Source organism: Bradyrhizobium sp. Mp27 (assembly GCF_029953005.1).
GTDB lineage: Bacteria > Pseudomonadota > Alphaproteobacteria > Rhizobiales > Xanthobacteraceae > Bradyrhizobium > Bradyrhizobium barranii.
Genome location: NZ_JASAUS010000046.1, coordinates 20862 through 34167, shown reverse-complemented (window position 1 = coordinate 34167; position 13306 = coordinate 20862). Strand labels below are relative to the sequence as shown.

4 protein-coding genes are annotated in these 13306 nt (G+C 57.8%); all 4 read right to left on the bottom strand.

What is annotated here, in order from left to right; translation table 11 throughout:
- Positions 1-270 precede the first annotated feature (270 nt).
- The 4 genes from QJT78_RS23105 to QJT78_RS23090 are packed head-to-tail and all read right to left on the bottom strand — an operon-like array spanning position 271 to position 13102.
- Complete coding sequence (locus QJT78_RS23105) at positions 271-1044, bottom strand: HNH endonuclease (protein WP_281460320.1); 774 nt, start codon at positions 1042-1044, stop codon at positions 271-273.
- Between the two features lie 42 nt (positions 1045-1086).
- The gene (locus tag QJT78_RS23100; RefSeq protein WP_281460319.1) at positions 1087-5181 is read right to left on the bottom strand and encodes an N-6 DNA methylase; all 4095 of its coding nucleotides are present in this window, start codon (positions 5179-5181) and stop codon (positions 1087-1089) included.
- Positions 5181-7973: a DEAD/DEAH box helicase gene (locus QJT78_RS23095; RefSeq protein WP_281460318.1), complete on the bottom strand. Its 2793-nt coding sequence runs from the start codon at positions 7971-7973 to the stop codon at positions 5181-5183. The genes QJT78_RS23100 and QJT78_RS23095 overlap by 1 nt, the downstream gene beginning before the upstream one ends.
- The gene (locus QJT78_RS23090; RefSeq protein WP_281460317.1) at positions 7973-13102 is read right to left on the bottom strand and encodes a DEAD/DEAH box helicase; all 5130 of its coding nucleotides are present in this window, start codon (positions 13100-13102) and stop codon (positions 7973-7975) included. Before QJT78_RS23090 ends, QJT78_RS23095 begins: the two co-directional genes overlap by 1 nt.
- Between the last annotated feature and the right edge of the window lie 204 nt (positions 13103-13306).

Sequence of the window (13306 nt, the reverse complement as noted above, 5' to 3'; positions counted from 1 at the left end):
CGATCCCAGTGTTTGTTGGCCTCGACACTCAGACCTTTGCCAAAGGGATTCCAGGCAGTGATAAACGCTCCTTTGCTGACGTTCATCCTCGCTAACATTTTGTCTACGATCTCGGAGTGATACCCAATCCGGATCGCGACAACCCAGCCAGCGGCGTGCGCCACGTAATCCGTCGCCTTGTACGCCGAGACAAGATCAGACTGCATAGGCACATCTCCATAGCCAGCTAATGCTGCACCGAATGTTTTGAAGCCACGAACGGGTTGTGCCTTACCCTTGCCAAACGTGCACGCGATGCCACGCGAGGCGTGCTCGGTGTTCAGGTGTCAGTGGCAGGTGGGGCGCGCTTCCTGGTTGCAAGGCTGCCACGGCGGCGTCGCTCAGGTTGGGCGACACGATCGGACGACCTTCGTCGTCAAAACTGATCAAGCCCTGATCGAACGCTGCATCCCAAAGAGATGAGAGCAACAGACCGTTGTGGACGTCCATCCGCTCGGCATCGGACCCGCAACGTGCCCATGGAATGATATGAGATGCCCTTAGCAAGGCGCTATCGGTGATACCCGTGATCGGACAAGTGTCCTTCCAATAGGTCAGGAGCGCTTTGCGGAAAATACTCTGACCTATCCGAACCTTTTCGATGCGTTCGCTCTCGGTATTCCCGAGAGCGGCCGTCTCCCGTTCAAATTGCTCGAGCGGCAGGGTCGGAAGGCTGACTGATTTGCGGTAAACCTCGCCCACCGCCTCAAACAACTCATCTCGCGTCGCAAGCGCGAAGGCTGCGATATGACCCTTGGCGCAGGGTTGGGCTGGCGCCGCTGCGAGTTCCCGAGCTACCCCCGAATGTGTGATTGACAGGAAAAATGGACCGTCGTTGCCGGCGGCGGCGACGGCAATCTCGCCCGGCGCGGATGCGGAGCGGAAGAAGAGCCAGCCGTCCGCCTGCTCGGGGCCGATGCGGAAACCATGTTCGTTTGCGGCATCTCTCAATTCTGAGGCAAGCGCGAAGGGATACTTGTCGAGGCGCGAACTGGTCTCGATCATTGGTTCCCCTGGGTTAAACGCGCAAACGCGACGGAATCGCCATCAACGATAACCCTCCGTTCGCGGGCGCATGCCGTCGCTTACCAACCGATCGTAGGCGGCCATTACGAGACGAGCGGTGCGGTATTCTCCGTATCTTGCGATCTCGTTCTTCTGGAGCACGCGGAAAGTCTCGCTAGGATAGTCAGCGCCCATCACTTCTTTTGGGTCAAGTACATAACGAAGTTCGTCGCGCGCGAGACCATAGGCGAGTGCGTACCAGGCGTCGAGATCAGCGCGAAGACTCGCGCGGCGTTCTTCGTCCCACCCGAAGGGCGCTCCCTTATAGCCGAGATCTCGCGCGAAAGGCGCCATGGAATAGCTGGTGTAAGTGAGTTCGAGTACCCTCGGTGCGACAAAGGCTAGATCGGCTTCTGAATAGTCGTGCGGAGCAAGAACGGGAAACTGGGTTAGGTAGCCGTAGGTTAAATGAGTGCCTCCGATCTTCTGACGTGCAATAAAATCCAATAAGAGGGAGCCCATATTTGCCGCAAACACGGCCCATTTTTTGGCTTCCTGGTTCAAGAAGAACAGCGGCAATGTGTGACCAACAGCGCTCCGTTGAAATACGCTAGTGATTACAGTTCGCTCGTCCGTTGCGCGACATATATCGCGCCAGCCCATCACCCAGCCATGCGACCATCCTTTTTCGCGCAGTCGGCCATCGACCTCCTCTTCGGAGACCCAATAGCGGGGAGTTATCGTGAAGGATGGGTCCGTTTTCTCTGCTCTCGAAACGTCCCGGCTATCCGCTTCATCATAGGTGGCCCAATGATGGTCGAACTGGTGGACCATCTTGGCTTCATACAGGGGGACATATCGTCCCGAAGGACGCGTTTCTCGAGCCGAAATATTCAAATGCTCAACATCGCGACCGCCGACGAGCGCCAATGTATCCTGCTTCGGACGTGCTCCGCCCTCGCGTACCCAATCGCTACCGCGACGAATGAAACCTGCATCTCTAAGCTCTCGCGCTGATCGGAACAGGCTACTGTCGTTCGCCATGTCGAACATGCGCATGAAGGATACCCCCCACGGATTTCCTGCCGTGCCCTTTCCCTCCTCAATCAAAACCGGCAATCGCGCGTGAATCTTGGCCGTCAGCTCAGCGTCAAATTTAGTACGGAAGATCGGTAGGGTTTTACTATTGGGATTGATCGCCGAGATATCGGATGGCGTCATCTCAATATGGCGCTGCCGGTCTTCAAATTCTTCGATGGTACGAGAGAAGAAACTAAATTCCATTTTATCTGAATTCACCAATCCCAATGTGAGCGAGCAAAACTTGAAGCGCGCATGACCGATGCGGTCAAAAAAGCCAAGTCCGGTTTGGAAATCGTGAAGTGAGCATAGCCTTCTGCTGCTGACGAGGTGAGCGAAGAAGGGTGCGGTGGTAGCATCGGTGGCGATACCTGTCGGGACGACCAATCCTGCTCGTCCCGTCGGCGAGGTCAGATTCAGGAAATGCTCAGCAAATAGCGCGTAGGTGTTGACGTCGCCGCGCCCAGTCCAGGGATAGCGCCGCGCGCTTCCAACCCTTTTCGGATCAATTTTTGTTGGATCTTCGTCCTTAGGAGCGGTGAAGAAGACGGATGACGCTTCAGCAACGCGCTTCGCGAATTCGAATTGGTCGTAGAGCAGCCGAGCAGGACTGCCTGGCTCCGCGCCGGCGAGCTCACGGATCATTTCTCCCCGCACCGCAGCGTTCGAAGCCAGAGCAATGTCGGGCGACCGAGTGGCAAAGAATTCCTGCTCCTGCAGCTTGATCCGTTCCCACGGCGGATTGCCCAAAACCACGTCGAAGCCATCGCGGGCGATCATCACTTCCGGAAAGGCAAGCGGCCAGTGAAAGGCACGCGCGTAGTCGGCAGCGTCAATTGCTGTCGCCTCAACTGGGCCGTAAAGGCTTCCGCCGCCAAGCCGCGTACGTACATCTGCGGTTGTCGGGATCCTCACACTGTTGGCATTGGCGGGAACGCCGCCCTTTTTCGGCAGCAGAAACGCGGCGGTGAAAAGATCGCACGCGATCTTGGTCGCCCAACGCTTCGGATCGCTCGTCCACGCCGAGAATCGCTTGCGCTTTGCCTCTACCTGCTCGACCGTGTCTTCCGGCAGGTGCCGCAAATCGTCCATTTCGGCGGCAAGTTTCGCCGGCGGAAGACCGCCGCCGCCGCTCGTCCAGTCGAAGCTTCCCTGCCCGGCCTTGTCCGCTTTGTTACGTTTGGCGAACCATTTCGCAGTTTCCCTGTCGTCGCCGGTCAGCGGCTTGTAGGCGTCGTCGGGGATACCCTCCTCCAGCGCCTTGAGGTTGAAGACACCAAGCAGACTGTCGCCACATTGGATATTGGCGTCGAGAAAGCCTAGGGGCTTTCCCGGCTCCACGGTCTCTATCCAGAGCGCAACCTTGGCAAGTTCGACCGCCATCGGATTCCGGTCGACGCCATGGATGCAATTGCGAGTGACATCGCGCATTGCGGCGGGATAGTCGGGGGCGTCGTTATCGCGGAGCTGCGCTACCCGTGTCGCCATGCGCCGCGCAGCGCCCAGCAGAAAATGCCCCGATCCGCAGGCGGGATCGATGACGTTGAGGGAGAGAATTGCATCCGCCCCCCCTTCCGCTTCGGCCCGGTCGACGACGGGATCGAGCGCGCTGTCGAGCAACGTCTGTACCAGGCTGTCAGGCGTGTAGTAGCTACCTGATATCTTGCGTGCGTTACCCTTCGCTTCTGCGCCGCCAGCAAACGTGAAGGTCCTGCCATGATCCTCGCGTACAGGTACGAGTTCGAGAAGCCCCTCGTAAACCGAGCCCAGTTCCTCGGTCGCCATGTCGCGCCAGTTAATGCGGACGCGGCGATTGTCATCCATCAGCCAGCTCAGCTTGAAAATCGCCGTCATGAAGGCGCGATTCGGAAGCTTGGTGTCATCCAGGTCCGGCGTCAGACCACGAGCAAAAACGCCTCCGAGCGCAGGCAAGCCCAGCAACTTCTCGCCACGCTCCAGCGCGCGAAACACGATCTTCGCGCCTTCCCAGGCGTCGAAGTGGTGATCGTGGGCGGATCGGCGAACCGATCGGTCGCGCAAATGCGCGAAACCGTAGCCATCAAGATACAGCGCGCGCACGGCAGGGCTGGTACGGGGCGACAGAAGCAAATCGCGGTCCTCTGCCACGGCAAGGAAGATCAAGCGATAGACGATCCGCAGAAGTTGCTCGAACCACGTCTGCATCGAAAGAGACTGATCATCGAGCTTGGCGCGCAAATCTGGATTGGCATCGAGAAATCCCTGGCCCAGTGCCAAAAGCGTATCTTCGACACTTCCGCACAGGCGCTCGCGGGCGGCGGTACCGGCTCGCTGGCCGGCTTCCCGCCATCTCTCCAGTGGAGAATCACCGGCAGGAGCGCCTTCGGCGCCAAAACGAGTGGCATGAACCAGCAGCCAGATCGCGGTGAAATCGACGAACATCTCGTCGCGAAAGATCGCGCCCAGATCGGCCTCGATATACGCAGGACGCGTGAAGCTCGCATTGTCGCGCATCAGGCGAACGCGATCGCCAGCGAAGACAAGGCCCCATATAGAGTCGTGACTGGTGTTTAACCAATCTTGAAGGAGCGCGATAGGACTGCGCCTGGCCAGGCCTTCCGAATCGCCATCACCAAATTCGGGTAATGCCTTTGTGAATGCTTCGACCGTTTTACCATTGTCGATTCCGATCGGCGCTGCGACGACGATGGGCACGCGGCCGCCTTTCGCTTCCCACGCAATTCGGTAGCGGTGACCGTCCACTACGTGATCGGCGGGGCCTTTCAAGGCGTCGAAACTGAACACTTCCTGTAGTAGCGTTTTTGCGAAGGCGGCTGTTTGCGTCACCGTCGGTCTCTCTATCCGCGACCACGCTTGCCAATGCGCCTGCCCAATGCGGAAATAGCGGGTGATTTCATCGCGAAGTGAAGTTCCCTTGGGACAATGATAATCGGCCGCTGCCTTCGCATCTGGCGTTGTCGCCGCAATCTCAGCGAGTTTTTCCGGGCTAATCAGGCCGCCTTCGACGTTGATCGCCGCCAAACCGATATCGGCGGCTCGCTTCAGATGGCGCGCCACTATTCGCCCTCCGGAAGCAAAACGTAGAGCCCGATAACATCAGCCGGCAGGACCGGCGTCACCACCACCGTCGCGCCACCTCGCGCCGCATCTGTCAGGCGAAGATGATCGGTCGACAAAGCCTGCCCACGCGCATCAGCAAATGCCCGAATGGCGTCCTCATAGCCTGGTAGGCGCGCAATGGCCTGTTCAAGCCGGGTTTGGCGCACGCGATCGGCGATATTACCCGCCGCCTCGGCTTCGAGCAGCGTCAATGCATCGAGACCTTCGCGGTCTGCCTCCGTCTTCGTGCCTCCAAAGGCTAGTCCCGTTGCTTCCTCCGCCAACATAAGACTGGCCGATCGTCCACTGGTCACGAGTTTGAAACGAAGTCGTAACAACAATAGCGTTGTCATCTGCGATACTGATCGCGTCCGCCAGACACCAGCCCGCCCAAGCGGACTTGCAATCGCGGAGCCTTGCGGATCCAACGCACCTTCGGTCAGGGTCTCGGCAAGTGTGGCCACAAGCGGATGAACGCGGCCAACGTGCATCACGCCCGGCAAGGGATTGTCTTCAAAGGCGATGCGGCGCGTGCCATGCAAACCGCGCGCCTCCAACCGATCCTTCATCGGTTCCGGCAAATGGTCGAGATGAGCGAGCAGCAAGCTACCTTTGGCCTCTAGCCCGGTCCCGATGCGCTTCAAGGCTCGATCGGCGAACCGGCCGACCTCACTTGGCCCACCGTTGAGCGCTCTCATAGCCCGCCATTCCGGCAACACTTCCTCGGGGCGCATTGCGCCTTGCGCATAGCGGGCCCGGCTCGCTTTGGCATTTTCTTCCGCATCCCGCCACTTGGCTTCTAGCCGTTCGGGTGCACCACCGAAATCAAATACGCGCTGTGCACGTGACCCGCCGCGCCGCAAGAGCATCGCCTGCATCAGGGCCGCGGAGATGCCTTCGCTATCCTCGGGCATGGGAACGGAAACGCCCGTTGCTTTTTGAATAGCTTCGGCCTTGCGCAAGATCACGCCGAGCACCGCGCCGTCGATCGCGCTGTTTTCACCAAATATGGTGACGGACCAAACGTTAGCTGATTGCTGACCAAACCGATTGACGCGGCCTTCCCGCTGTTGATGTCGCGTGGGATTCCAGCTCAAATCGTAATGGATCACGGCATCAAAAAGAGACTGAAGATTGATGCCTTCCGAAAGGCAGTCGGTCGCGACCAGAATGCGATTGTCAAACGGTTCGGTCGCATCGACTCGGGCGCGCCGCTCCTCAGGAGTGAGCCGACCGGTCACGACGACAATTTCATGCTTCGACCAGGCTCTTTTTAGGACCTCGCCTACTGCCTCGGCCGTTGCAATGAATCGGCAAAAAATGACGGGTTTGACATTGTCTTTCAAGAGCGGCTTCAAGCGCTTGAGCAACGCTTTGATCTTTGGATCCTCGTCTCTTCGAGTATCAAGCTTGCCGGCCGTTTTGATCAACGCATCGAGCGCGGCGCGCTCTTCGCTGTCTTCGATCGCCGTTGCAGGCTCGATATCTCCGTCGTTAAGAAGACCGTCGTCCTCGTCCAATACGATGGGTTCGATTGATTCTTCCTCGGCCAAGCCGCCGAGACGATTGCGCAAAGCACTCGCCGCTGCCGCCGCTGAGGAACCGACACAACGCATGAGTGCCAGAGTGCCCCAGAATGCCAGGCGACGACGACGTTGATCGACTCCCGCGCGCTCGGTAACGGCCATACAGTAGTCTAGGACATCTTCCTGGAACTGGAGGAAATCCCCCACCAACGTGAAGCCTTCGTCGTCCACATTGTGCTTGGGAAAGGTGCGCCGTTCGTCCCACCCGCCCTCGGTGATGTCGGCGCGCCGTCGCTGCACGAAATGCTGTGCCAAACGCCGGGCGTACCGGGTACGGCTGTTTTCGTCCGCTCCAGTGGGGCCTGCGGCAAAGTCGGGATGGATCAATCCGAGCAACCGGTCGAAGGCTGCCTCGTCGCCGCTATGCGGTGTGGCCGTGAGCAGAAGCAAGTGCCGTTGGTCATCCTCGGCCAGTCTCTGAAGCAGTTCATACCTTTGGTGCTTGCCTTTCTCGCCACCGACGCAGGCATGGGCTTCGTCGACGATAACCAGGGCTGGACAGGCGCGGGTGAACTCGGCGCGGCGGCTGTCGGCCTTGATGTAGTCGAGGCTGACGACAGTGTAAGGATATGCCTCGAACAGGCTTTGTGCAGCGGGCAGCCCTCGTTCGAGACTACGCGCTTGAGAAGATGTGACGGCAGCAGCTTCGACGTCGAACTTCTCTGCGAGTTCCGTGACCCACTGATCCACAAGATGGGGCGGGCAAAGTACCGAAAAGCGATCGACAATTCCGCGGTCGAGCATCTCCCGGATGATAATGCCGGCCTCGATCGTCTTTCCGATGCCGACGTCGTCGGCAATCAGTAGCCGTACCGTCGTCAACTTTAACGCCATCATAAGTGGCACGAGCTGATATGCCCTCGGCTCAACGCCTAGATGAGCGGCACTGCGAAATGGGCCGGCCCCCCGCCGGAGCGATAGGCGCAAACCGTCCGACAGAAGGCGCGCGGCGTCCTGGGTATCTAACTGCTCCAATTTCGGCGTATCGAACCGCGCGGGGCGAACGGGCATCTGTTCAAGCGCCGGCGCGATCACCTGCGCGTCCGCCTCGGAACCTGAGAGCGGGCGAATATTCAGGAGCCCTTCGGCGGGCGAAGGCAGGACTACCCACTCCCGGCCGCGTGCTTCGATAAGATCGCCAGGAGAAAAGCGGGCCGTTTCCATCAGGCGGCCCCCAAGGTGGCGACCAATGCTTCAGGTGGAAACTCACCCGGTTCCGCTGGCAGCGAAATAAGGTCGATACCGAGATCGCCACATCGCTGCCGAAGCGTGTTGATGTCGGTGCCCGGCACCGCGAGCAGTCGGTGCATCTCCCAATACAATGGATACAAAGTTCCATCGATTTGCCTTCCGCCAGGCATGGGAAGCTTCCAGCGTTCAATTGCCGTTGTCCAAACGTCGGATGGCTTGTCGGTTTCGGTTTGCGTCAAATTGGCACCGATAAGAGACTTTAGGAAATTGATCACCTCCGGGTCCCGCCGGTCGATCGATTCATGGTCGGTTTGATTGAAATAAGACAGAAGGCAACGATAGCAGCCCGCGACACAGGCATCGGTCGTTTCCTTCAACGGAATACTGTCGAACGGCTCGTGGTAGTGCATGAGCTGTAACGCTTTGCGCGCAACCTCCGCCATTCGTTTGGGATCCGAAACCAGGCGATTGAGCACGCCGGCGCCGCCCTCGGTTGCCTCATAGAGGAGAATTGCATTTCGCTTGTCGCGCTTGGGCATGGGTTCGCCCAGCAGTTCGCCTTCCTCCAGTTCCGCAATGATTTCAATTCCGCGTATCAGCGCGTGCTGGAGCGTTGCCATCTGAGCATCGTCGAACGAGGCAACCGGCCGGAGTAACAAGGCGTTCTTGTAATCTTGGACAATAGGCACGATTCTCTGCGGCTGTGGAATCGTGACGTCGCCATCGTCTTCGCCACCATTAATCGAATCCTTCACCCAGCGGCCCGATGAGGGGTCAATACAGAATCCGAAAGTCGTCTTTGATTTGCGGCGGCGCAGACCCTTATTGATTCGAGATAGTTTGGTGACGGCTCCATAGTCGAGATGAAGCAGAGGACTGTCGTCGGACCTCAAGGTAAGGGACCGAATATCTGGGTGGCCTTGATTCATCGGCCATTGAAAAACGGTCTGAATTTCGAAGCCTCGACGTTGGCGGTCTTCGTCGTTGGCGGTGATCCGGGTTGAGGGCGTCGTCTCAACATTATCAATTCGATATATGTCGTCGAATCTTTCACCGTCCAGTGAAGATCCGCAAGCGTGACAGCGCTCAGCAACCTTATCGTCATGCGCGGCGCCACAAACGCTGCAGAGGACTAGTGTGGTGGTTCCAAGTCGGCCGCCCTCGATCCGGCCGTGAGAAGGCAACTTCGCCTTGACCACACGAAATACCCGCCCCTCATGATAGATCAAGCTGTTGGGACCGAACTCCGAAATGGCCAGAAACCGCGGTCGCTGAAGAACCGCGGCTCGCTTGGTGGCCGGAATGAAGGCGTAGAGCGGCAAGCGCGGGAAGTTGTAACCCGGAAGGAAACCTTCGGTCGCCAGGTATCGATAGGCGTAGAAATCCGAACCGTTCGTTGCTTGCCCGCGCTCGAGCATATCGAGTTCCTGCGTCGCCCGATAATACCGTGTTGCTGCTTCCTTACGTTCGCCTGGTCGAAAAGTCGTCTTTTGCTGGATGACGTTTGCTTCTTCCTGTTCTCGTTTTGCGCCGCGGTAAAGCTCGCGCCAGCGTTCGAATGTCTTTGAAAAGTTTGCTGCCGCATGCAAATCGACGTCAGCGATAAACGTATCAAGGTCGTTAAGCCAGGGCGCGTCCTTGAGGTCGATTGCGGGCAATGTTGATTCGAGCAGCCGCCGCATAACTGGCCTAGCTTTTTGGCTGATCGTGATGGCTGCAAGCTCCGCTTCGATCGTCGGCGCTACAGGCATCTCCGACTTGTTCATATCCAGGTTCTCTGGGATAGACGCGGCAAGCGGTACGCGGGCTTCCGACAGCCATTCAGCATGAAGATGACTGCGGAGAAGATCGCGATTGGCGAGGTCAAGGGCAGGGGGCCTTACGACGCCCGCCACGAGGGCAGTACGATTTGAAAAATAGTATTGGTCGTGAGGCGATTGAGAAGCGCAATAGGTAACAACGAGCGCGGCCTGACCACTTCGCCCTGAGCGTCCGGCGCGCTGGGTGTAGTTCGCCGGCGTAGGCGGGACGTTTCGCAAATACACGGCGTTGAGCGCGCTGATGTCGACACCAAGCTCCATCGTCGGTGAGCAAAAGAGAGCCGGCAGAAAGCTCGTCGGTTCGCCTTCTCGCTGCATTTCTTCCTTGTTGGCGGCGATACGTTCCTTGTCCTTTTTCTCAAATCGAAAACGATCTTCGCGCCAGCTACGCACCTGGTGATCGACCTGTGCAGTATGCTCCCTAGCTTCGAACGCGAACGGCAGGGCTCCATCGCTGCCAAGCATTTCAGCGACTCGTTCATAGAGCTCGCGAAAGAAGGGGTTCTGGCGTCGCCCGTCAGCCCGCTCTTCAGCCGGGAATATCCGCAGCGCACTCGGTGCAAGCCTCCACGCCGGCTTGTCGCTCCCGACGCTGATGCGCCTGACGATTTGGTGCGCCTCGGCGGCTTTCAGCAATTGACGGACAACTTCTTCGTATTCCGCAGCAGGTAGAGTTTCACCCCATATTTTCTTGCTCCGCAAAGCTTTGCCAAGAGTTGTTCGCCAGCCAGCCCGGACAATTAGAACGGCTTCCTTGGCTGCAATTTCGGTGTTTCGGGGTGGGTCGACCATGAGAAAACCGGCCTCGCGAAGCTCGTTTTCTTCATTCTGATCGATTGCCCAGGGGTCGCGAAGTCGTTGACGCGACCCTTCAGAAATTTGCAAGACTTTCCCGCGATCGAGCGCTTCGGTCGCGATCGCCAATCCCCTACGCATGTGATCGAACAGAATTGTGAAGAGCTCGCGACGAACATCTTGGCTCGCTGCAGCAAGCCGATCGTTGCCAGCGAACTCTTCCTGATCAGAAACCAATTCGTCGAGACCTGGAAAGCCAACGCGAATGAGGCCAACTTCTTCAAGATTCGGATTCGTAAAACGCCAGCCCTTTCGAAGATCGGACCAAAGACGATGGGCAAGAACTGAGGTTAATACCTCTTGGGTATCTTGCCGATTTTGGTATCCCTTCATGGCAGGGTCTTGCATCCATTCCCCAAGCCGGATCTGCTGTTCGAGATCAAACCCTAGGGCGACCCGAACGGCCTCGCCGAAACGCGTGTCGGCTAATCCCTTATTTCCGGCGTCGCGAACAGCGCGGACGATTGCCCCGCGAAGCAGGGTTACAAAAATAAAATCGTTGAAGTGGCCAGCTTGAAGAGCCGCGTCCTGCCTGTTGTCCGTAAAGCCGAGGATCTTTCGCGTATGAGCATCCAGCGTACCGTCTTCAGTCATCCAACTCAGGATCGTGGAGACGATTAGCGTTGTTGCGGAGCTACGCCCCTCGGCTGATAGGCTGGCCAGCTTGTTTATGTCACGGGCTTGAGATGGCGGTTGGTGACGACACTGAGGACAAAATCGGTAAGCTCCGCGAAAAAACCAGGCTGGAATACCTTGAGGATCCGACGAGCCGTCCTTGGCGAGGGTCAGCAATAAGCCCTCATGCTTTCCACGGTGTGACTGCTTCAGTCTTTCCGTGCCAGCGGGCGTGGTTTCCTGCCAATCGTCAGGGTAGTCCGAGATGTGGCCGGAGAAGGCGAAGTCTTCGTTGACCGTTGGAATAAGAAAGCCGCCTTCGGTACCATCAGGCTCGACGTCGTCCGACGACGGTTCGTCGATGGGCCGCGCGATGACCTTCCCCCCAACGATGCTGACGCTGTGGTGTTCCTGCCCGCATTCCCGGCAGAAGAAGGTGGGGTAAAGGCGTGCTGTTTCATCGTCGGGATGAAACACCTGTCCCTCGAGGACGACGCGGCGGGACGTCGCCGGTTCAAGTGTGGAATAAACTTGCCCTGCGCCGGAGATGAATCGGTGCAATTTGAACGCTAGAAATGCTCGATCGCTGGTGCCGCCCCTTAAATCTTCGCGACGTCCCATCACAGATAAGATGCGAGCCACGGCCTCCGTACACCTCTCCGCGCCCAAGCCTGTAGCGAGTGCGAGTTTGTCGGCCGCTTCGCCGAGTCTCATGGGCGGCCGGCGCCGAAGCTTTTCGCCTTCAATGAGACCAACCTCTGTCTCAATCCAGCAAGCCAGGGGGTGAGAAAAGAGGGATTTATTGCTAATGTTTGAGGGTATCTGCCCGGTTACCGCACCCCGTAGAGATTGACCGAGCGACGAGCCATGAACGGCTGGATCGGTGACACGCGCGAGGTGCTCGTCAATGATAGAGTTAGGGCCCATCGGTTCGCCGAAGAGTTTGGATCCAACCTCAGCCACGGCTGCGTTCCGCGCTTCATCGTTCTCGGCGTTCGACATCGTTGCCGACGTACCGATGCAGAGTAACTTTTTCTTTCCCGCCAGCCGCTCCTTGACCCGACGGACCAGCATGGCCACATCGGCGCCCTGGCGACCACGGTATGTGTGGAGTTCATCGAGAACTAGGAACTCCAAACCACGGGCATTTGCGATTACCGATTGATCTAGCTGGTCCTGACGCGTCAACAGGAGCTCAAGCATCATAAAGTTCGTGAGCAGAATATCCGGCTTGAGATTTGCGATCTCTTGCCGCCTCGAATCCGATTCTTGGCCAGTGTAACGCGCAAATGTTGGGCGCAGTTTTTCATCGACGCCAGAGGACCCAATGAATTTTTCCAGCTCTTCAAGCTGGCTATTGGCTAGTGCGTTCATGGGATAGATTACGATCGCTCTAGTCTTTGGCCCTTCGCCGGCGCGACGAGCTTTAACGATTGCATCGACGATCGGAATGAAGAAACAAAGAGACTTGCCGGAGCCGGTTCCCGTTGTGACGATAAAGCTCTCGTCACGCTGGGCCTTTGCGATGGCGCGCTCCTGATGCCGATGGAGATGGATGGGCTCGCGATGCTCGCCCATCGCAAATATGCGGCGAAGCTCAGAGTCCAAAATCTGATCCGAAACTAATCGATCAATGCTGGCACCCTCTTCGTAGCGAGGGTTGATTGTGATCAAAGGGGGCGGCCAGAAGCGGTGCTGGTCGTACGCCAAATCGATCTGTTTCCGGATCTCTGGCGCTTGAATTATGGAGAACGACCGGGCGAATTTGGCATATCGGTCAATCAGCGATCGGTCGAGTTCGAAGATATCCAAGACATGCCCCAGTGCGAAAACGCTCAAATGTGGTGAAGGCTTCTCTGGTAGCGGAACGCTGCCGAGACGTTAAATCTAAGATTGGCTTCGTCCATTTTGACCACATTTGCGTGCACCATCAAGCCCTTATTGAGAGAGGAGCGTGCCGTAGAGGACGCAATAGTTCGTTTGCGCATGTTGTCGCTGAGCTTTCCGTGCTCGTGG

Coding starts and splice junctions, on each gene's coding strand:
- QJT78_RS23105 (WP_281460320.1), bottom strand. CDS start 1,044: ATGATCGAGACCAGTTCGCGCCTCGACAAGTATCCCTTCGCGCTTGCC.
- QJT78_RS23095 (WP_281460318.1), bottom strand. CDS start 7,973: ATGGAAACGGCCCGCTTTTCTCCTGGCGATCTTATCGAAGCACGCGGC.